The following is a 20,930-nucleotide window of genomic DNA, read 5'->3' on the forward strand; positions in this document are numbered from 1 at the left end:
ACTCAACCAGTTCGTGGCCAGCAACACAGCGCTTGGCCGCGCTGGCGTGCCGGATGACATCGGTCCGCTGATCGCCTCGTTGTTGGCTGAGGACAGCCGCTGGGCCAATGCCCAGCGCATCGAAGCCTCTGGCGGCATGTTTATCTAGGTGAACGCGCACGAACAGGCCATGTCGTCCATGCGGTCAATGGTCTCGGGCCTGCACGGCTAGCAGCGCAAGGTCGGGAGAAGGCGTCCGCCCGATGCGGTACTGCGAGGAAGTAGCCCAACGCGCCAACATCAGCCCGACCTGGTACACATGCCTTGAACAGGGGCGCGGCGGCGCACCGTCATCCGGCGTGCTCGACCGCATCTCGCGGGCCCTTCTGCTGACGGATGCCGAGCGTGAGCACCTCTTCCTGCTCGGTCTCGGCCGTCCGCCCGAGGCACGCTACCAGAAGAACAACAGTGTGACGCCACGCTTGCAACGCGTGCTCGACGCGCTCGACCCGAGCCCCGCCCTCATAAGAACCCCCGTATGGGATGTCCTCGCCTGGAATCGGGCGGCCTGCCGCCGGAGCAGCGCAATCTGCTGCGCATGGTGTTCCTCAATCCAAGCGCACGCACCATCCAGAACGACTGGGAAAGTGTGGCGCGCTTCGTGGTGGGCGCATTCAAGCCGGACGCGGCGCGCGCAGGGGCCGCCGCAGAGGTCGAGCCTCTTGTTGACGAGCTCTGCCGACTGAGTGCCGAGTTCGGGGAGATGTGGCGCCACAACGAGGTGCGTGGCGCCCATGGCGAAGCCGTCAAACACATACACCATCCGGTTCTCGGCTTGCTTGCCTATGAGTTATCGACCTTTTCTGTCGATGGTCGGACTGATCTCGGCATGGTCATCTACAATCCGGCGACACCTGCTGACGCCGCGAAAATCCGATCACAGATCGGCCTGACGCCAGAAGGCCTCGACATATAACCGCCACCCTGCCGCCATCTGATCTTGAACGTCATGCGCTTTTCAACTGCCCTACCGAAAGCGGAGGACGTACTGGGTTTAAGGTGCAAAAGCCGCTCTGACCGTACCGGTCAGGCGGTTCGTCTTATTCGAGCCCACCGAACGCACACTCTGCGGGTATTGCCGGGCCATCGACGGCGGGGACGGACTATGACGCACTACATGTCATCGCTTTTTTTACAATACGGCTTGGGGCGAGGGTCAGGTGCCGTTCGACGCCAACCGCACATGTGTATCTCAACCGTGCGCTTATCAGGTCCTTAAGCGATGACAAAAACCAATCGTGAGCCAATGATGGTTGAACACATTTAACCGGCAGATAGCTGCAATGGGTTCATGTAGTCACGGAAGTGCGTCACTCTGCCATCGCGCAGAGCGATAAACCAGACGTAATCGAGTTCCCACGGCGCATCGTCCGAAACGCGCCGATGATGCCCGGTAGCCTCAACGATGAGTCCATTGCCCACCTCCCGCGCACGAACGTCGCTGAACGAACCGAGCCGGATTAATGCCGGCAATCGGGCCATGTAGGACGCGATCGCCTGGCGTCCCTCCAGCTTGTTGACCCACCCCGCTGGGGCGAACGGAAACTCGTGAACTGCGTCCGCTGCGTAGATCTTCATCCAGCCGTCGACATCCCCGGCCTGAAGTGCCTGGAGTGCGATTGCAAGCCACTCGGGCAAATCCGATACTGGTGCCATATTCTTCTCCCATAAACTGGTTAACGAGCCCGGGCTCTTTAGGAAAACGCTGCGTCCATCAGCCTGCGGTGTCTCATTCGGACACTGGAAGCGGACATACCATCGCGCAAGCCCGAACTGGTGCGGTGACAATGCGCCCAATGTTCCGCGGATGCTGTTGCGATGCGCTGAAAACTGTACACATGCGCGGTCATACGATTCGTGGCGTGCTTTCATCGCAACGAAAGAATGCTTTCACTAACGAAGAATCACGTTATTTCGGTTACGAAGTCGGCACGACTACGACGCACTTTTTTCAGATTCACGAGCCAGTCCCCGTCCGCGGCGCGATAACCTAGGGCCAGCAGGACAACGCTACGCAGTTGCTTCGATTTCAGATCAAGGATTTCGTCCACCGCCGCCGGGTCGAACCCTTCCATTGGTGTGGCGTCCACTTCTTCAAAAGCCGCAGCAACGAGGGCAATGCCCAAACCGATGTAAGCCTGCCGCGCAGCGGCCTGATAGTTGGCTTCGGTTCCACGATCGGCGACGATGTCCAGCAATTGGCGGCGATAATTTTCCCAACCTTCGTTCCTGAAGCCGCGAACGTCATTGGTCAGATCGAACATCATGTTGACGCGATCGGCGGTGATGTCGTCCCACGCCGCAAATACCAGCAGATGCGAACAGTCAGTTATTTGCGCCTGATTCCAGGCCACGGCGCGGATTCTTTCGCGGGTTTCCGCATTGCTCACGACAAGCAGCTCGAACGGTTGAAGCCCGCTTGAAGTGGGTGCGAGCCGTACTGCTTCAACGATACGTTCAAGTGTTTCATCGGGCACCCTTCTCGTTGGATCAAATTTTTTGGTGGCATAGCGCCATGTCAGTCTTTCAGTTACGGTCGTCATTCTGTCTTTCTTCATGTTTTGGGGTTGAAAACAGAGGCAGCACGCAGGCGCCCTTTCGTGGGCCATGTCAGCGATTCAAGCCTTCGCGGAGAATGAATCATGGCCAGTTTGTAGCGGGAGAAAAACCAGTGCCAGTGCAGCACAATGCTGCAGCACGTGCAGCAACCGGACGTTGCTGACAAGTCATTCCCCGGTTATTCTGCACCCATGAATCTGGATCAGGGACGAGCCGATGAACTCGCCGCATTGCTCGCTGTCGCCCGGGAAGGCTCGTTCGTTGCGGCGGCCGCTGCGCTCCAACGCCATTCAACGATCATTTCCAAGCGCATCAGCACGCTGGAGCAACGCCTTGGCGTGCGCCTGCTCGAAAGGACGACGCGAAGGGTTCGCCTGACAGAAGCTGGCGCGCGGCTTGCCGAACGCGTGCAGATGGCGACGGACGCGATTTTCGAGGCGGAACAGGAAGCGGCGGCCGGCGGAACGGAGTTGCGTGGTCGCTTGCGTCTGGCGTTACCGGCAGCGATGGGACGGCAGTGGCTTGCACCGGCGCTGCCGGATTTCGCGCGCCAATATCCCGGTCTGCAACTCGAGGTTGACTACGCCGAACGCTACGTCGATCTTGTCGGGGAAGGTTTCGATGCTGCCTTGCGTCTTGGCACCTTGCGCGACAGCCGGCTGGTTGCCCGCAGGCTCGGTAATCACCGGATCGTCCTGGGCGCTTCGCCCGAGTACCTGAAGCGCCACGGCGTTCCCGCTTCTCCGAGTGCATTGGCGAGCCACAATCTGCTCCGATATACGGGGCCGGTGTCGACTCCGGAATGGCGAATGCGCAAGGGCAGTCTGCGCGACACGATCATGCCCGCGGGCACCTATCATTCGAACGACATTGGCGCCCTGCTTGAAGCGGCGCGCCAGGGAATCGGGATTGTGGGTTTTGGCGACTGGTCGATGGCCCGTGATTTTGCAGCGGGCACGCTCACCCAGGTCTTGCCACAATGGCGGTTCGCGACGGACGAAGGAATTTATCTGGTCCGCCCTTCCAGTCGGTTCACGCCCGCACGGACCGAGGCCTTCATCCGGTGGATCACCGGACTATTTGCCGGCGGCCTTCCCTGGGACTCGGCAGTGGAAGCAGCTACTAACCCCCAGTACCCGTGACCGGGGCACTAAGGAGACGTATCAACGTCATTTGCCCCTCCTACGATTCTCCACGTAGATAGACAGTTTGAGCCTCGGATCATCGTTCGCCTTTAACGTCGAATAGCGGAAATCGAGCGGTCCGCGGCTCGCGTGCATGAGATGCTTCTCGCCCGACACGGGAGCCGAAACCCCATGCTCCCGCCACCATGCCATGAACTCAGGACAACCCGCGCGAAGACGTTCCACAAGCTCCACAAAGCTGGGGTCAGGCGCCCAGAGATCGTAGTTCACGCGAAAGAGCGAGACCATTCGTTGAGCCTCCGCGGCCCAGCTCCTTCCGAATAGCTTGCGGGCCGCCGGATCGAGCAGCATGTAGACGAGGATGTTCCGGTCTTCATCGGGCAATGTCGCAAAGTCGGTGAAGAGCTGCACGGCCGCGTTATTCCAGGCGAGGACGTCCCAGCGTTCGCCGGTCAGGTACGCGGGTTCTGCCAACCCTTCAACGACCATGCGAAGAACTTCCGGCACCGTCTCGCGAAGGAAGCGCCCGTCCCTTCCGCCTTGCGCCAAAGCCCTGAGATGCGCTTGCTCAACGGCGCTCAGCATCAGCGCCTTCGCGAGTGACGCGAGCGTCTCCGCCGAAGGCGAAATCACGCGACCCTGCTCGAGCTTGACGTACCACTCGGTGCTGATACCGCTGCGCCGCGCAACTTCTTCGCGACGCAGGCCGGCTGCGCGACGGCGCCCTTCAGATGGGAGCCCGACATCCTCAGGCTTCAGTCGCGCGCGGCGCGATTGCAGGAATTCGCCTAGTTCAACATTACGCCTCACACCCATCCACCCTATCCTTGCACAGTACTAGTATCATACCGCCCTCTTTTCTACCCATATGCGGCCCTTTATGCTTACCTCTGGACAACGAAGGAGAGCCGAAAATGAAGGCAGCCATACTTGAGTCGTTTGGAAAGCCGCTTACTGTCACGACAGCACCTGAACCAGCGATCGGGACCGGAGAAGTGATTGTCGACGTTGTCGCGGCGCCGATCCTGTCCTATGCAAATGAGGTCTTTAGCGGCGCGCGCAAGTATCTGCTACCGCCGCCGGTGATCCCGGGCTGCGGCGCGATCGGTCGCGTTCGCGAGGTGGGCCCTGATGCGACCAAACTCAAACAGGGCGACTGGGTTTTCTGCGATCCGACCGTCCGATCACGAGACGACGCATTGATGCCCGACATCGTACTGCAGGGTTGGAGCGCCCGCGGAACAGGCGGCCAGAAACTGCAGGAATTTCATCGCGACGGCGGGTTTGCCGAGCGTATCCGTGTGCCGACGGAGAACGCGATCCCGATTGGAGACATCGATGCAGCAGAGGCCGGCCGCTGGTGCGCGATCAATACGTTGCTTATAGCCTATGGCGGGCTGCTGGCATTGGATCTAAAGGCCGGCGAGACACTGCTCGTAAGCGGCGCGACCGGCAATTTCGGCAGCGCCACTGTCTTGACCGCACTGGCAATGGGCGCGCGTCAGGTGATCACCCCGGGCCGAAACGAAGCCGTGCTAGCAGAACTGAGCCGACGCTTTGCATCCCGTATCAAACCGGTTGTTCTTACAGGCAATGGAACGCAGGACATTGCGGCGATACATGCGGCGGCAGAGGCGCCCATTGATGCAGTACTTGATTTTCTGCCACCCTCCGCCGACGCTAGTGCCGCACGGACAGCGATCATGACAGTACGACCCTACGGGCGCGTCGTACTGATGGGCGGGGTCGGTATGTTGGGTGGGGATGACCTTACCCTGCCCTACCCGTGGATCATGCGCAACCTTATCACCATAAAGGGGCAATGGATGTACGATCCGCGGGCAGTGCATACCATGGTTGGTATGGTGCGCGGTGGTCAGCTCAATCTGGATCATTTTGCAGTGACCGAGTTCCCGATCGACGATGTCAACAACGCTGTCTCCCATGCCGCTGTGAACAACGGTCCGTTCAAACTGACTGTGGTCCGGCATTGAACGGGACCGCAACGCTACGCGATTGAACCCGGTACAGTCGACGCTCGCGGCCGTCCGGCGCCCCGGTCCCCGTTACTCCTGAACGAAACAATTGCGACCGTGCGGACTCGCAAAAATTCCAGCCCGCCTCAGCTTCGTGATATTTGAACAGTCGCGTGCTGCGCGTTCCGATGCAGTTCGTCCGCACGTTTCAAGCAGCAGAAAAAATGGGACAAATCCATGGCCTCCGTCCTCCACGTCATCGGAAACTTGAAACGCGTCGCGACATAACGGTGCGAACGTCATCTGCTTCGGGCGGTTTTTCTTCCGCGTGGTTTTCGTTCCTTGTGCGTTTTGTTGTTTCGTAGGGCCTGTTGTTCTTCGCTTGTCGCTTCTTCCCCGGCAGTTGGTTTCTGTTCGTGCCTTGCCCGACGGCGAAACAGAGATAGGCGTACGCGCGCACGATCTGCTCCACGGAAGGCCGGTCATGAAACACATTGGACAGCCAAAGCGCCGGCATTGCGGAGCCTGGTTTCGTCCAGATCCCCGCAGTACACGACACCGGCGGTACATCAGCGGACCCCCGTGTGTCGTCACGCGAGCAAAGGCGCCAGACAGCGCCAATAACAGGCCAAACCCGTAAACCACGACTATTGCCGCAGCATGCAGTACGTCGCGCGGATGGCGCGTTGGCGCACCAAGCATCCCAGCTACTGGCGTCGAACGAAGCACAAGTCCCAGAACACTGCCGATGAGTACAAGAGAACTGCTCCGCCAAACCCGCCGTCGGCAGTATCCGCTTTCAGAAAGCCGTTCGTCAGTATCTCGAACACAGCAGCCGCTGCCGTTTCCAATTCTCACGCTTGCAGTCTACCGAGCCATCGAAGCGCGCGTAACGAACAGCGATACTTTGGCGCCTCGTAGCGCAAGGTCGAGGGAAGGCGCATGCTCCAATGCGATACCGAAGCTGACAGAATTCATCGGCTTTGCTCCGATGGCCGACATGTTCACAGGCGATCATCCCCGCAGAACAAGATAACCGCCTGCGGTATGGCTCGGAACGGCGGTCCGAGGACATCGGCACAGCGAAGCTTCAGACTCACAACTCTTGTTCCCACCAGCCACGGGTATTCACGTTAGCCGCGTCGGCGAGAGCTTCCAGCTCTGCAATTTCGTGGCTGGCAAGCGTCATGCTGGTAGCCCGGACCAGACCATCGATGTAGTTGGGCTTAGTGACGCCAATGATCGGCGTCGTTCCCTTGGCGATAGCCCAAGCCGTCGCGACGTCGGCAGCTGCTGCACCCTGCTTCTGGCCGATCGAGGCGAGCTTGTCCGTCAGCGCCTTGAGCTGAGGCAGCATGCCATTGTAAGTCTCCGCCCGGTTGCTGCCTCTCGGCAGCGGGTTCTCCAGACTGTACCTGCCGGTCAAGGCGCCCTGTTCAAGCACCATGTAGGCGAAGAATGGGATCCCGCGGCTGCGGCAGTAGTGGAGGATGCCGGCATCCTGAGAGCTGCGGTAGAGAAGGCTGTAGTGGTTCTGGACGGCTTCGACCCGGAACCCGGCTTCGCCAAGGATCTGGTCGGCGAATTCGATTTCGCTCAGATTGTGGTTTGAGACGCCGACATGTTTGACCTTTCCGCTCTCCAGCAACGGGATCAGGTGCGGCGTCCATCGCGCCACATCGGCGGGATTGTGAATCCAGTAGAGGTCGATGTAGTCGGTACCGAGGCGGGTCAGGCTCTGCTCCAGCATATCCGCCACCGGATCGTCGCTGGTTCCCGCGGCCTGCGGGGTGAACTTCGTGGAGAGCTGGTAGTCGCTGCGAGCGTAGCGCTTCAGTACTTCCCCGAGTACGGTTTCGGAACGGCCCATGCCGTACACAAAGGCGGTGTCCCACAGGATGAACCCTGCCGCATGGGCCTTCTCGGCGACCCCTTCCAGGCCAGCCTGGGTCAGCTGGCTGCCGAAGTAGCCGTTGCCAGTCTCGCCGCTGTCGCCCCAGGCCCAGGTGCCCAGTGCGATCGTGGGGGTCTTCAGATTATCGATTGTCATGCTGGCTCCATACTTGTTTTGCGGCCGGGTTTGCTGTCAGGGATTGCTGTTACTCAGGCGCTTCTCATACTGTGATGCGCGGCGACGTCGAACCGTGAGCCTGATGCGCCGGAATTACTGCCCAATCCTCCAGAAGCATGGTTCGCATTGCCGCCCTCCCGCGCGCATGCGATAGTCCGATTCATGGATACATTGACCCAAATCGCCTCCGTGATTGCCCGGCACGTTTCAAGGGATGGCTTCCAGGCCACCGCCATCGAACGCGTGACGCTTGTTCGGTGCTCCACGGTGACGGTGCCGATGCCGAATGTTTATCGGCCGCAACTGTGCCTCGTCGCGCAGGGGCACAAGGAGGTCACACTGGGCGAGCGTGTGTTCAGATATGCACCGGGGCGCTATGGAGTCGTGACCTACGACCTGCCGGTGATAGGCCACGTAGTCGAGGCGACGCCTGACAAACCCTATCTCTGCCTGTACCTCGATTTCGATCCGGTCATGCTGGGGGAGTTGGCGTTGCGCGTGCCGCCACCGCCGGGAGCGCCATCCCCGCCTGTAGGCAAGACAGTGTCCGACGCCGGCAGCGGTCTGCTCGACGCGGCGCTACGCCTGCTGCGCCTGCTCGACGATCCGGCAGCGCTGCCGGTGCTCGGGCCGCTTGCCGAGCAGGAAATTCTCTATCGCCTGCTCGCCGGCCCGGACGGCGCCAGGATGCGCCACATCACCTTCAGCCAGGGTCGGGTGGCCCAGGTCGGCCGCGCCATCGCCTGGATCTGGAAGAATTCTCGGGAACGGTTCAGCATCGAGCGGCTCGCCGTGGAAGTGGGCATGAGTCCGTCGAGCCTGCACGAGCATTTTCGCTCTGTGACGGCGATGACGCCGCTGCAATTCCAGAAGCATCTCAGGCTGCAGGACGCGCGCAGCCTGATGCTGGTCCAGGGCATCGACGTCGCGACTGCCGCCCTCCGCGTAGGTTATGAGAGTACGTCGCAGTTCAGTCGCGAATATCGCCGCCACTTTGGAGAACCGCCGGCGCGCGACATAGCCCGCTTGCGCGCTTCCGCGGGCTTCCCAGTGGTCGCTTGAGTTCGGTCTGGCGAACAGAGTCTCAGCTACCTCTTCTTCCTGCTGGGCAGCCGCTATGGGCCATCGGAAGCGGGGCTGATCGCGTTGCTAGATGTGGTTCCAGGACCGCTCTGGATGTGGCTGGTCTTCGCCGCGACGCCAGGGACATCGGGCCTGATCGGCGGTGCGCTTGTGCTGCTAGTTGTACGCCCTGTCCTGTCTTGCCGCGCTCCCGGCGGACCAACCGATCAAGCTCCCCCACGAGGCCACCGCCGCATTGGACGGTCATCGACATCTGTCCCGAAACCAAGCCGGAACGCGCCGCCCGCGTCCACACCGTGCACCTCGGCCGCACGCTATGGATGACCGAGAACGGCTTCGGCGAATTCCTCGGTCCCCGTCTTCATTGAGATGATGCAGAAGCTGCGTCGCGTTGATCTGACTTCGTTCTTCCGGCCCCACGCAAGTCGCGTTGCCTCATCATCGCGCATAGGCGGTGGAGGATGTCCTAGCGTGAAGATTGGCGGTCGGAAGCCGCTTACGACTATATCGATGACCTGACGCCAAGTGCGCTTGTCCTAGTCCGCAAAGAATCGATAGATCCAAGACGCATGCCGCCCGCCGATCGTCGATGTAGTCAGGCAGTCTTACCGCTCCTGCTGCAGGAAGTAAACGTTCGGTGGCGTAAGCGCCAGCGGTCCCCCTGCGTATGAGATCCGATCCACCACATTGAGGCCGTCTACGCCGCGGCCCCTGTCGGCAAGGTCAACGGGTACAGACCTTTGCGGTGGTAAAGGTCAATGTAATTCAGTCCGGCCGCCGTTTGCCGAACTCGAAGCTCGCCGGCCGCCTGTTTGCCTGCCTCGGTGTCTTCCATTGCAATACTTGCGGTTCGCCAGTCTCGCGAACACGTATAGCGCGTGCCATGACATATCTCAGTTCCAGGCGCTGCTCCTCACATGCATCTGCAGGTGGCGTGCGGCTGACGCACAACTCCTATTGCATCGCCCGGAGACGTTGGCTTGCGTTGACCGCGGATATTTGCGTAACCGTGACAAGCGCCATCACAACGGCCACATTTCTGGCCTCGGCATTCCACTTCAATCGTGAGGTTTCCGCCAGCCCGACGGCGCGATGGGTTCGTCGCGAGCCGACTATACTTGCGCCCGGCGTTCTGATGGTGCTCTCAGCCCGCACATCGGCAATCTCCATTTGCGATTTCCGACACTTAGAAAGCCAGTCCGCATCCATACGCAACCGGTGGAGTCGATCGTCATGCAGACATGTTTTCTCCAAGAAAGAGCGCCTGGTTACTCTGGACGAGTCCTGCAATAAAATTCGCGACGACCTTGATATGTGCTGCCCTACGATGATCCTGATGAACGTGCAAGTGAAACGAACGCGTGAGACAGATCTCATCGGGAAGCACAGGCACTAGTTCTCGAAACGATGCCGCTATATACGCTGGCAGAATGCCGAGCGCATTACCACCGAGTGTCGTAAAGACCTGAGGCAAAAGCGCACTGCTGCGGATATGCGGTTGCAGTTTCGGGCCAATGATATCGAAGTAATTTAGCTCAGGCGCGAACAGACCTTCTTCGACATATCCGACGAACGGGTGAGACTCAAGATCCTTGACCGACTGTATGGCGGGCGCGCGGTCCACATAGCTCCGCGTACCATATACGAACAGACGATAATCGGTCAGGCGTCTGGACGCAATGCGGAGATGTTCCGCGCTCGACAGACTGATCGCAATGTCGGCTTCACGCTTCCACAAACTGAAGATGCGAGGTGCGGCGAAAATCTCGATCTCAAGCCGAGGATTTTTCTGCATGAGTTCGTGCATTCGGGGAGCGAGAAACATGCTGCCGAACGCATCTGGCGCCCCGATACGAACCACTCCCTCAATCTCGTTTTCTTCACTATCGCTAGCCGCCCTTGAAAGCATATAGGCGCTTTCAATAGTCTCGGCAGTTTCCAGCACGCGCTGACCAGCGGGCGTGAGTATGTAACCGACATTGCTCTTGTGGAAAAGCCGACTGTTGAGATCATGCTCCAGGGACTGAATGTGACGTGCCACTGTGGTGTGTTCTGTTGCGAGCCGCTCGGCGGCTGCGGACAAAGTGCCAGTGCGGGCGACCGCCAAGAAGTACCGGAAATCGTCCCAGTTCTGTTTTCGGGCTGCCATGCCTTCGGTTCCGTGCAGTTTTGTACCGCAACTTTACTCCAGGGGAACCGCAGGTGCTGCCTGGAGCATACGCGTGTCAGGCCGCCTGCGGTCTCACCTTCGGGTCATTATCGTTCATCATGGCGTTGGCCAACGCACGCGCCATGCGCTCAGGGGCTCAGGGGCTCGTGAATGTGCATCAGTTCGCAAGGTGCCGTATCGCTGCAAACACGGCTTCCAGGATATCAAGCGGTACGGTCTGCAATTGGCTGTCGTGAACGCATACAGTCCGTCTAAGCACGGACACGGCTTCCTGGTCTGGATGCCATATGCCGTGCGCCCGTCCGGCGGTAACAAGCCGCCGCACGACTGAGATGGACTTGCTCGCGCTGGCATTGTCGAGTACCTCAAAGCCCGCCTCAGCCAGCATCACTGTACCGAGTGTCATCTCAAGCAAGGCCTGAGCGATGGGAGCACCGCCGACCCCGGCTTGTAACGACTCCAGCGCAAGGTGATAGCGCAACGAGAGAAAGTCCGCGCGCGCGCGGCGAATCCGTTCTTTGCCAGTTATCCCGCTGGCTCGCGCCTCATGAACTTCGAATCCTTCGGGCCATGTTTTTTTCATGTCCGTCTCCTTCGGCGGCACGCATGCTACGACTGTGGGGTCCTACGGACCGCTAGCGTGACGCTCGTGACACCGTCACACTCGGCGCCTTTTAAAGATCGTCGACGACCTTACCGGCTGTTTCTCGCACGAAAATCAGGCAAACGGCGGCAGTCACGCCAGCGATCACGACCGGATACCAGAGCCCCGAAAAGATGTTGCCTTCGGCCGCCACGATGGCAAACGCGCTGGCCGGCAAAAAGCCCCCGAACCACCCGTTGCCGATGTGATAGGGAACCGACAGACACGTGTAGCGAATACGTGTTGGGAAGCACTCCACCAGCATGGCTGCCATCGGGCCGTACACCATCGTGCCGTAAAGCATCAAGACGATCAGCACCATGATGGTCATCGGAACGTTCACGAGCGACGAGTCGGCTTTGAGAGGGTAACCCGCCGTGCCCAGCGCGTCTTTCAGCCCCGCAACAAATCGCTTTGATTCAGATGCTGCCTCGGGAGAGCGACCGTCGTATGACTCGATCGTCGCTTGACCGATCTGGATCGTGGCCGCCGGGTGATCACCGAGCGGACGGTTCTCGTAGCTAACACCGGCCTTGGACAACGCGGCTTTCGCGACGTCGCATGAACTCGTGAAGTTTGCTGTTCCCACGGGATTGAACTGGAACGAACAATTCGCCGGGTCCGCGAATAGCACGATGGGCGCGCGCTGCTGCGCCTGCTCAAGCGCCGGATTCGCATAGTGCGTGAGCGCCTTGAACGCGGGGATGTATGTGAAAGCAGCCAGCAGGCAACCAGCTAGCATGATCGGCTTACGCCCGAACCGGTCTGACAGCGTGCCAAATACTACGTAAAAAGGCGACGTGACGGCCAGCGCGATGATCAGGATCGTATTGGTCAACTGTGCATCGATCTTCAGGGTCTGATTGAGGAAGAATAGCGTATAGAACTGACCCGTGTACCAGACGACCGCCTCACCCGCCGTCACACCGAACAGGGCGATAAGCATCATGCGGATGTTCTTCCACTGGCCGAACGCTTCTTTTACCGGCGCCTTCGAGACCTTGCCCTCTGCATGCATTTTCTTGAAGGCCGGCGACTCGCTAAGTTGCAGACGGATCCAGACTGACACTCCGAGAAGAATGACGGAAAGAAGGAACGGAATACGCCATCCCCACTTTGCAAAATCGGTCTCGCCCGTACCCGTACGGACGCCGCTGATCACAATAAGCGACAGGAAAAGACCGAGCGTAGCAGTCATCTGAATCCACGAGGTCCAGCTACCGCGCCTGTCACTAGGCGCATGTTCCGCGACATACGTCGCGGCGCCGCCGTACTCGCCTCCGAGCGCAAGGCCCTGCAGCATCCGCATCGCCACAAATGCAATCGGGGAAATGATGCCGATCGTTGCATAGCCCGGCAGAAGGCCAACAAAAAAAGTTGAAGCGCCCATCAGTACGATGGTCACCATAAACGTGTATTTTCGGCCGAGCTTGTCGCCTAACCGGCCGAATACCACCGCGCCGAGCGGTCGTACGGCAAATCCTGCGGCGAAGCTCAACAGCGTCAAGATGAACGCTGCAGTCGGATTTACACCTGAAAAGATGGTGCTGCTGATATATGTCGCGAGCGCGCCGGCTAGAAAAAAGTCGTACCACTCGAAGATTGTGCCTAGTGAGGACGCGAAAATAATCACGTGGTCTTTACCAGTCATCTTGTCCGACCGTGATGGCTCCAGCACTGCTGTCATGACTGTCTCCTGTTGATCTGTGTAGTAGGTCTATGAACCGTGCACCGCGGCTCGCCGCTCTAACGTCGACTGACTGTGGCGGCCTCTCTGGCACTACATGCGCCCGCCGTTGTTCCGCGAACTCGGGTACCGGTGCGATCAGCGGTGCAGATGCGAGGAATGTTGCGCGTATTGCATACCCAACTGGAAGGCAGAAAATCAACATCCGGTGTGCACGAATGAATCAACCGCGCGGGTAACGTTGGAAGCTCGAAACGAGAAAACACTATGCCGGGGTTGCGACGGCCAATGTGTGCGCCCGGCCATAAGCAGTTCCGGGTCGTGCGTTTTTTGCACAGCCGTTGGCGAATTGTGGGCTTTTGGGGGGCGCTCACAGGGCAATAAGATTTGAACCAGTCCAGCGGTTCCATCCTGCAGGAGACGCAGGTGCCGCACTGACGGACCTTCCTCATCACACTACATCACAAAGGAGCGCTTCCATGACCACAACGATCGCGTGGGTTGGCCTCGGCCTCATGGGTAATCCCATGTCAAAACATATGGTCAACGCCGGGTATAAGGTTAACGGTGTCGATATTGACCCAGTCGCTCGCGAACGCGCCGCGGCCAATGGCGTCAACATAGTCAACAACGTCGTCGAAGCGTGCGCCGACGCCAGCGTGGTGTTTTCGATGCTCCCCTCAGGTTCCGATGTCGACGATGTGATGACGTCTGCGGATGGCGTTTTCGCGAGTTCCCGCCCCGGCACCATCATCATCGACTGTTCCACAATCGGTATCGCCTATGCGAAGAAGCTGCACGAGGCTGCCTCGGAGGCTGGTGTCGTCTTCATCGAAGCTCCTGTGTCGGGCGGCACAGAGGGTGCCCGCGACGGCACGCTCACCTTCATGATCGGTTGCGACAAGGCTCATGCCACCAAGGCCAAAGAACTTCTGAGTCCGCTGGGAGACTATCTGGCTCACGTCGGCGGCCCCGGCACCGGCCAGGCTGCGAAGGTAGTGAACAATCTGATCATGGCTGTTAGCGTCACCGTCAACTGTGAAGCAACAGCTCTCGGCGAGCGATTGGGACTCGACATGAAGGAATTTTTCGAGATTGCAATCCGCTCGTCCGCCGACAACTGGTCCTTCCGCATCTGGAATCCCGCGCCTGGCGTGGTCGCAGAGGCTCCTGCATCACACGGCTACAAAGCCGGCTTCAAAACGTGGTTGCTCGCAAAGGACCTGAGTCTGGCCGTCGAAGCTGGCCGCGAGGTCGGGGCCCGGCTCGAAACCGCCGAAACCGCGTACGCGCTGATGTCTGAGCACTCGAATAGTGGCGGCGCCGACATGGACGCGACATCGCTTGCACTCCACCTCGCCGACAAAAAGCAGGCCAAGGCGGCATGAGAAAGCAGATTCCGGTCGATGAATGATCGGTCGGGATTATGCGGCGTCTGCTGTTCATCTATGCGATGAGCGCGGCGCTGGCTTCCACCGTATTGACAGTCCCGGCAGGCTGCGTCGCTTAGTGACATAACCCTTTCGGCGCGGCTCATCGAGGGTTGCGCACCCCAGCGCAGGCACGATGAATGGAAACAGGTATTGCAGCTACGCGTGAGACGGTCCCGGACGTCATCAGACAGGAACGCATCGTCAGCGACGGTCCGCATGCTGGTCACGCGAAGACCGGCTCCTCGCGATGGGCTTGGTCCGCGCCGCACAGCCAGTTTGACTGGATGGACCATCATTTCCACACCTGCCCGTCGATCCAGACCGGATAGAGCTGCTCCGTTCAGAGGCACGCCTCGTTGATGGTCTCTGCCGCCTCGATCTACTCAACCATTTTCCCTACCGTAATTATGAACTCCGCAAAATCCCCGGACGCGCTGTCCACAGCTCAACTTCTCATTAACGGCGAATTCGTTACTTCCAGGACCAGCGAATGGCGTGACATCGTCAATCCCGCGACGCAGGAAGTGATCGGGCGCGTGCCGTACGCGACACGTGCCGAGATCGACGCCGCTATCGATGCCGCACACGTTGCCTTCGGGTCGTGGAAAAACACGTCCGTCGGCGCTCGCATGCGGATCATGCTTAAGTACCAGATGTTGATCCGCCAGCACCTCTCTCGCATTGCCAGGATTCTGAGTTCTGAACAGGGAAAAACCATCGCCGATGCAGAAGGCGACATCTTCAGAGGACTGGAGGTGGTTGAGCATGCCGTATCTATCGGTACGCTTCAGCAGGGAGAGTTCCTTGAAAACGTTGCCAGCCGCGTGGACACGTATACCTTGCGCCAGCCTATCGGGGTATGCGCCGGGATCACGCCTTTCAACTTCCCCGCGATGATCCCGCTCTGGATGTTCCCAATGGCCATCGTCTGTGGCAATACATTCGTGCTAAAACCTTCGGAGCAGGATCCGTTGTCGACAATGGAACTGGTCAAACTGGCGGTCGAGGCGGGCGTCCCCAAGGGCGTACTGAGCGTCGTTCACGGTGGCGAGGAGGTCGTTGATGCTCTTTGCACGCACGAGCTTATCAAGACCGTTTCATTCGTCGGATCGACTGCCGTTGGCACGCACGTGTATCGACTGGGCAGCGAGCACGGAAAGCGCGTTCAATCGATGATGGGGGCGAAAAATCATGCAGTGGTGCTTCCAGACGCAGACCGGACCCATACGCTGAATGCTCTGGTCGGAGCAGGCTTCGGAGCAGCCGGTCAGCGTTGCATGGCTACGTCCGTCGTTGTGCTGGTGGGGAAAACACAAGAGTGGCTACCGGACCTGGTCGAGCGCGCCAGGACGCTGAACGTCAATGCAGGTTCCGAACCAGGAACTGATGTGGGCCCAGTCGTTTCGCGGGCGGCCAAGGAGCGCGTTCTTCGTCTCATCAAAAGCGGCGTCGAAGAGGGCGCGGCGCTGCTCCTCGACGGTCGGGGCGTCGTCGTGAAGGGTTACGAATCAGGCAATTTCATCGGACCGACGATATTTTCGGAAGCAACGACGGACATGCACATCTACAAGGAGGAGATCTTTGGTCCGGTGCTTATTGTGCTGTCCGTGCCAACGCTGGATGCCGCTATTGAACTGGTCAATCGCAATCCGTTTGGCAACGGAGTCAGCCTCTTCACAAAGAGCGGCGCGGCAGCACGTCATTTCCAGAGCGAGATCGACGTCGGGCAGGTCGGCATCAATATTCCCATCCCGGTTCCGGTTCCCTATTTCAGCTTCACTGGTTCGCGCGGGTCCAAACTTGGCGACCTTGGTCCGTATGGAAAGCAGGCCATTGAGTTCTACACGCAGACCAAGACCGTTACCGCACGGTGGTTTGATGATGCGACAGTGAACGATGGTGTCAATACCACCATCAGCCTTCGATAAACGGCACCCACCCTGACGCTTTCCCGCGCCCGAAAAATCAAAGGCGGGAAAGCACGCACAACAGCATGAACCAGAGGTATCTATATGCAATTCCTGATTTATTGCGTTGACGACCCAGCAACACCCAATGCGCGGGATCAACACTATCCTGAACACCGAAGTCACCTGACGGCATCGCCCTTAAAGGTTCTGGTTGCGGGTCCTTACACCGAGGAGGCTACTGACAGGCGTATCGGCAGCATGCTTGTGGTGGAGGCGCCTGGGATTGCGCAAGCGCGCGCCTTTGCCGAGAGCGATCCATTTTTCGTGAACCGCGTCTGGAGAGAAATCCATATCAACCCGTTCGTCAAGAATATCGACAATCGGTAGGGCTGGCGGTAATCTTCGGTTGCGATGCTGTGGCCCTCCTGACAGAGATAAGCAGCCGCACCGACGATCAGGCGAAGTATGTAGGCCAGATACTTGGGGCCCAGGGATCACGGTCACTCGTGGGCTGGGTTGCGGAGCGTCCAGGGTCGACGGCTTGCGCGCCGTCGAGGGGGCTATCGCTGAATTGGCCGAGCCGCTTTGCCGGGGCGAGCAGCAGCGGCATCTAGGGCGCGGATATGTGACGGTGCGGCCGCGCCCTGGGAATTGAGCGCCGTTAGCAATTATTCGAGCACATACGGCGCAGGCCCGTGAGCTTGAGGCGGTCCGCGTCGAGCAAGCCGAGCCCGAAGCCGCGCGGTTACCCCAGATCGACGATGCGGCGACGCGGCTCGAGGGCATGCAAATACGAGTCATGATACGAGCCGAGGAAGTGCGCGCCGCGCAGCATTGCGCAGAAACGACGCTCGCCAGCAGCCAGCAGCCAGCAGCGCATCGGGCAGCTCTCCAGCGCGATGGAGGAAGCGCGGGACCTCCGACGTAAGTGCGATGCGCTTGCTGAGTCGGTAAATGAAATCCGCTCGACTTCGCCGACCGAGGTTTCGTCGTCGCATTGGTCGAGAGCTTCGCCGTGCGTAGTGAGGAATGGTTTGCAATGGTCTGCACGCGTGTTCGAGAATGTCTGCGCTCGACAAATAACCAGTATCGACTGTCGCGCAAAATGCGGCTCCCCGGAATCACCGGGGATGGCGTCCGTGGCGAGTTTCCCGCTCAGACTGCGAGCCTAAACCCGGGCCGGCGGCGGCTTCTATTTTGGGGCCATTTTCGTCGGATAGGGCGCACTTCGCAGGGGCCATGGTGGTCGGCGCATTTTAGGCAGCAGTCACATTGCTGCGCCAGTGCGAGGGCTTCCAAAGCGAAAACTTGACGCCGTGACAAACTGCAGAAAAGCGGTTTCGTGATAGACGCAGGCGCCTGGCTCGTCCTCTGCCGCACCGACCGCCACCATGAGCGGGATCAGATGCTCCTCGCGCGCATGTGCGTCTCGGGCATAAGGCGCGTCTTCCCATCGAATCAGCCGTTCGGTGCGTTCAGCGGGCTCCGTTTGCACCAGCACATGTTGCAACCAGGCATCGAAGTGCTGGGATATGGGGGCGGCACGCGCGTCACGAATGGCAAAGTTGTGATAACTGAAGCCGCTACCGATGATCAGTACGCCCTCTCGGCGCAGCGGAGCAAGCAGGCGGCCGACTTGAACGTGCAAAGCCGGATCCATGCTGACGTCAATCGAAAGCTGTACGATCGGCACGTTTTCATCCGGCGCAAGCACCTTCATGAGACTAAAAGTGCCGTGGTCGTAGCCACGTTCACCGTCCAATCGGGCGGCCATGCCACCCGCTGCTAACAGACGGAGCACTCGGGCGGCAATTTCAGGCGATCCTGGTGCCGCGTAGCGGATGTGATAGAGATAGTCCGGGAACCCAGAATAGTCAAAGACCATGCCTGGTTGGGCGGCCGAAGATATGGCGAATCCGCGTTCTTCCCAATGGCCGGAGATGATCAGCACCGCCCGAACCGGGCTTCGCATTTCAGGCCTCAACTCGACCAGAAACCGTTCGAGATTGACGTAATTCTTGCGCCTGGGCTCTTCGACGTAGGACCAAGGGCCACCACCATGGCTTAGAAAGTAGGTGGGGAGTTGTTCGATACTCATTGCACTTTCTCTCAGCGTGGTTTCGCCCGTTGCGCTACGCGCAATCCGGGGATTCGCGGGCCGGCGTAGGGCACGGCCCGCCTTAAGGATGGTTAAGCTGCCGCCGCCCGCGCGGCCATCGTCGCCTTGGCCCACCAGACGAGGTCATCTAGTGCGGCGGTGGTCGAAGGCAACAGGCCGGCCTCGATATCCTCGATAGATTTGTTGCCGCCCATGGGAAATACGGCCATGAAGTCGCTGCCGCCAATGTGGACGGCACCACGGGTCGGGACCATTTGCAATTCGATGCCGATCCCTCGCAGATGTTCGATGGCACGCCCGGCGCCCACACTGCCATAACCGATCGCGGTGAAGGGCTTCCTATTCCATTCTGTGTACGCTTGATCAAGAGCGTTTTTAAGCGCCCCAGTGATCGAGTGGTTATATTCGGCAACGACAAAAATGTAGCCGTCGAATTTGCCAATGGTTTGCTGCCACCGAACGGCCTCGGAATCTTTGCTAGGCACGCGCTGATTTGACGCCGGCTCGGAGAAGAAAGGCAGCGGATGGTCGCGCAGATCGACCAGCTCGACCTCCATGTCCTGGCGCGCCTGCGCTTGTTTCAGCATCCATTGCGCTGGCTTGTCAGCGAACCGCGTCGGGCGCGTAGAGCCGACGATGAGTGCGATGCGGGGTTTAACGGTCATGGTTTCCTCATGTAAGATAGTTACCAATAGAAACCAGTGTATGGAGGTTCGCGTGTTGGCACAAGAAGGCACCATTTCGAAACCAGGCGAACAAAAGGATCCCGCTGTTTGCGAGCACCTTAGCCGGATGCTCGCGCGAATCTGCGATAAATGGACCCTGCTTGTAGTTCGAACGTTAGGGCGTGGACCGCGCCGGTTCAACGCCCTCCGCAGAGACGTTGGGGAGATCAGCCAGAAGATGCTCACCCAAACGCTCAAAGAGTTGGAGGAAAATGGTTTGGTGAAGCGGACCGTAACCCCCGTTACACCACCGCAGGTCGAGTACGCGCTGACGGACCTGGGCGACGATTTCCTCCGCCCCGTCCGGACGCTCGCGGAATGGGTGGCTGCTAACTCCGACCGGATAACGGCGGCACGTTCGAGCTACGCCGAACTTCGCGTGAACGACTAACAGGGTGCAAGAATGCAGTCTCCCCGCTGCGGCCGGCGCAAGCGCCGAGCTATCTGGTAGCAGGGCCACTCTGTCGTCCAAATCGCCGCGAAGACACTGCCCTCTCGTGCCACCGCGTTTATGGGTTGACCATGCGATTCGAACGGCGATTCCACGGGGAGGCGAACACGAGGAATGTGTGACGCGGGTTGAGCGTTTTTACTTCGACTCGAAATGGTCTGGCAACAACGAGTGTTATACGGGGGAAAGCCGATGACGGAAAGCGCCGACGCCCGGTGCACGTTCGAGTGTTGCCCAGATTTGGGACCATGCAAACTGACCGGACGTCGAAACAAAGGTGAACAACGATCTGCTTGCCCGAACCGTGGTCGCCCTTATGTTGAAGACGCCGTCGGCCCCGACAACCGTCGACTGGGCGATGGTCGTCTCTCGCCTCGCGTACCGGTACGAGCGGCGTCTTGCTATACGATCGCACTGACTCGTGGGCCCTGTACCGCAGCAAAGTTGCGTGTCCCTTCTCGGGCAGGCAGCGTGTGAACCCATTTGCGGATCCAGGCCGCAACAGCGTCCAGTCCGCACCCTGTTTGCGTGAGTGTCAGGGCGCGCGTCTGTTTGAACATAGTCGGCGAGCGGCTGCGCGAGGTCTCGAGAAGACGGTGCTGGACTTCGTGCCGGCAAGCGGCGATCACGACACGAGCGGCAACGTCACGCAAACCTCCAAGCCGCCGCATTGACCGTTGCGAAGCGCGATATCGCCGCCATGAGCGCGGATCACGGCTCGCGCCGATGTGAGCCCGAGACCCATGCCGCCTGTGCTGCGGTTTCTCGATTGCTCGAGGCGAAAGAACGGCGCAAACACCTGTTCGAATGCGTGAGCCGGAATGCCGGCGCCGCGGTCGCTGACCGTGAAAACCATATGCGTCTCGCAACGGTTTAGTTGCAACTCAGCGCTATGGCCGTATTTCAGCGCATTGTCGAC

The 20,930-nt window shown here is 59.5% G+C and carries 18 protein-coding genes and 2 pseudogenes; 9 read left to right on the top strand and 11 right to left on the bottom strand.

Annotation, left to right across the window (positions count from 1 at the left end):
• Together HV770_RS39300 and HV770_RS37000 are read left to right on the top strand one after the other, a co-directional pair.
• Positions 1-148 (top strand): annotated as a pseudogene (locus tag HV770_RS39300) (3-oxoacyl-ACP reductase); the annotation flags it as partial.
• Positions 149-254: 106 nt separating this feature from the next.
• Positions 255-955 (top strand): annotated as a pseudogene (locus HV770_RS37000) (helix-turn-helix transcriptional regulator); the annotation flags it as partial.
• A gap of 347 nt (positions 956-1,302) precedes the next feature.
• Here HV770_RS37000 and HV770_RS37005 read toward each other — a convergent pair.
• Both HV770_RS37005 and HV770_RS37010 read right to left on the bottom strand, forming a co-directional pair.
• Positions 1,303-1,695 (bottom strand): nuclear transport factor 2 family protein, encoded by a 393-nt coding sequence (locus HV770_RS37005; RefSeq protein WP_175166360.1) that lies wholly within the window; start codon positions 1,693-1,695, stop codon positions 1,303-1,305.
• Between the two features lie 248 nt (positions 1,696-1,943).
• Complete coding sequence (locus HV770_RS37010) at positions 1,944-2,582, bottom strand: NAD(P)H-dependent oxidoreductase (protein WP_175166361.1); 639 nt, start codon at positions 2,580-2,582, stop codon at positions 1,944-1,946.
• A gap of 144 nt (positions 2,583-2,726) precedes the next feature.
• Here HV770_RS37010 and HV770_RS37015 point away from each other — a divergent pair, with 144 nt between their 5' ends.
• Complete coding sequence (locus HV770_RS37015; RefSeq protein ID WP_246291595.1) at positions 2,727-3,740, top strand: LysR family transcriptional regulator; 1,014 nt, start codon at positions 2,727-2,729, stop codon at positions 3,738-3,740.
• 27 nt (positions 3,741-3,767) lie between these two features.
• Here the strand turns inward: HV770_RS37015 and HV770_RS37020 are convergent, their stop codons facing one another.
• On the bottom strand, positions 3,768-4,559 hold the full coding sequence (locus tag HV770_RS37020) for a helix-turn-helix domain-containing protein (RefSeq protein WP_175166362.1): 792 nt from the start codon (positions 4,557-4,559) through the stop codon (positions 3,768-3,770).
• A 98-nt stretch (positions 4,560-4,657) separates the two neighbouring features.
• Here HV770_RS37020 and HV770_RS37025 point away from each other — a divergent pair, with 98 nt between their 5' ends.
• On the top strand, positions 4,658-5,737 hold the full coding sequence (locus HV770_RS37025) for an alcohol dehydrogenase catalytic domain-containing protein (RefSeq protein WP_175166363.1): 1,080 nt from the start codon (positions 4,658-4,660) through the stop codon (positions 5,735-5,737).
• A gap of 1,078 nt (positions 5,738-6,815) precedes the next feature.
• Here the strand turns inward: HV770_RS37025 and HV770_RS37030 are convergent.
• The gene (locus tag HV770_RS37030; RefSeq protein ID WP_175166364.1) at positions 6,816-7,769 is read right to left on the bottom strand and encodes an aldo/keto reductase; all 954 of its coding nucleotides are present in this window, start codon (positions 7,767-7,769) and stop codon (positions 6,816-6,818) included.
• Between the two features lie 183 nt (positions 7,770-7,952).
• Here HV770_RS37030 and HV770_RS37035 point away from each other — a divergent pair, with 183 nt between their 5' ends.
• A complete protein-coding gene (locus tag HV770_RS37035; RefSeq protein ID WP_175166365.1) occupies positions 7,953-8,852 on the top strand; it encodes an AraC family transcriptional regulator in 900 nt (299 codons plus the stop codon).
• A gap of 1,252 nt (positions 8,853-10,104) precedes the next feature.
• Here the strand turns inward: HV770_RS37035 and HV770_RS37040 are convergent.
• The 3 genes from HV770_RS37040 to HV770_RS37050 form a co-directional block, all read right to left on the bottom strand.
• The gene (locus tag HV770_RS37040; protein ID WP_175166366.1) at positions 10,105-11,022 is read right to left on the bottom strand and encodes a LysR family transcriptional regulator; all 918 of its coding nucleotides are present in this window, start codon (positions 11,020-11,022) and stop codon (positions 10,105-10,107) included.
• Between the two features lie 178 nt (positions 11,023-11,200).
• A complete protein-coding gene (locus HV770_RS37045; RefSeq protein WP_175166367.1) occupies positions 11,201-11,626 on the bottom strand; it encodes a hypothetical protein in 426 nt (141 codons plus the stop codon).
• Between the two features lie 91 nt (positions 11,627-11,717).
• A complete protein-coding gene (locus tag HV770_RS37050; RefSeq protein WP_246291597.1) occupies positions 11,718-13,373 on the bottom strand; it encodes an MFS transporter in 1,656 nt (551 codons plus the stop codon).
• A 479-nt stretch (positions 13,374-13,852) separates the two neighbouring features.
• Between HV770_RS37050 and HV770_RS37055 the strand changes: the two genes are divergently transcribed.
• The 3 genes from HV770_RS37055 to HV770_RS37065 all read left to right on the top strand — a co-directional run bounded on the left by HV770_RS37055 (position 13,853) and on the right by HV770_RS37065 (position 17,103).
• The gene (locus tag HV770_RS37055) at positions 13,853-14,761 is read left to right on the top strand and encodes an NAD(P)-dependent oxidoreductase (protein WP_175166368.1); all 909 of its coding nucleotides are present in this window, start codon (positions 13,853-13,855) and stop codon (positions 14,759-14,761) included.
• A gap of 452 nt (positions 14,762-15,213) precedes the next feature.
• Complete coding sequence (locus HV770_RS37060) at positions 15,214-16,734, top strand: CoA-acylating methylmalonate-semialdehyde dehydrogenase (RefSeq protein WP_175166375.1); 1,521 nt, start codon at positions 15,214-15,216, stop codon at positions 16,732-16,734.
• Between the two features lie 84 nt (positions 16,735-16,818).
• Positions 16,819-17,103, top strand: coding sequence for a YciI family protein (locus HV770_RS37065; protein ID WP_175166369.1), 285 nt, complete (start codon positions 16,819-16,821; stop codon positions 17,101-17,103).
• A gap of 358 nt (positions 17,104-17,461) precedes the next feature.
• Here the strand turns inward: HV770_RS37065 and HV770_RS39520 are convergent, their stop codons facing one another.
• The 3 genes from HV770_RS39520 to HV770_RS37075 form a co-directional block, all read right to left on the bottom strand.
• On the bottom strand, positions 17,462-17,596 hold the full coding sequence (locus tag HV770_RS39520) for a hypothetical protein (protein WP_281366327.1): 135 nt from the start codon (positions 17,594-17,596) through the stop codon (positions 17,462-17,464).
• Positions 17,597-17,983: 387 nt separating this feature from the next.
• Entirely contained in the window at positions 17,984-18,814 is an 831-nt protein-coding gene (locus HV770_RS37070) for a DODA-type extradiol aromatic ring-opening family dioxygenase (protein WP_175166370.1), read from the bottom strand.
• 92 nt (positions 18,815-18,906) lie between these two features.
• A complete protein-coding gene (locus HV770_RS37075) occupies positions 18,907-19,500 on the bottom strand; it encodes an NADPH-dependent FMN reductase (protein WP_175166371.1) in 594 nt (197 codons plus the stop codon).
• 52 nt (positions 19,501-19,552) lie between these two features.
• Here HV770_RS37075 and HV770_RS37080 point away from each other — a divergent pair, with 52 nt between their 5' ends.
• Positions 19,553-19,951 (top strand): winged helix-turn-helix transcriptional regulator, encoded by a 399-nt coding sequence (locus HV770_RS37080; protein ID WP_246291599.1) that lies wholly within the window; start codon positions 19,553-19,555, stop codon positions 19,949-19,951.
• Positions 19,952-20,636: 685 nt separating this feature from the next.
• Here HV770_RS37080 and HV770_RS37085 read toward each other — a convergent pair.
• The coding region (locus tag HV770_RS37085; RefSeq protein WP_246291601.1) for an ATP-binding protein at positions 20,637-20,930 on the bottom strand (294 nt) is incomplete at its 5' end.

The sequence above is a fragment of the Paraburkholderia fynbosensis genome, from assembly GCF_902859935.1.
Classification (GTDB): Bacteria; Pseudomonadota; Gammaproteobacteria; order Burkholderiales; family Burkholderiaceae; genus Paraburkholderia; species Paraburkholderia fynbosensis.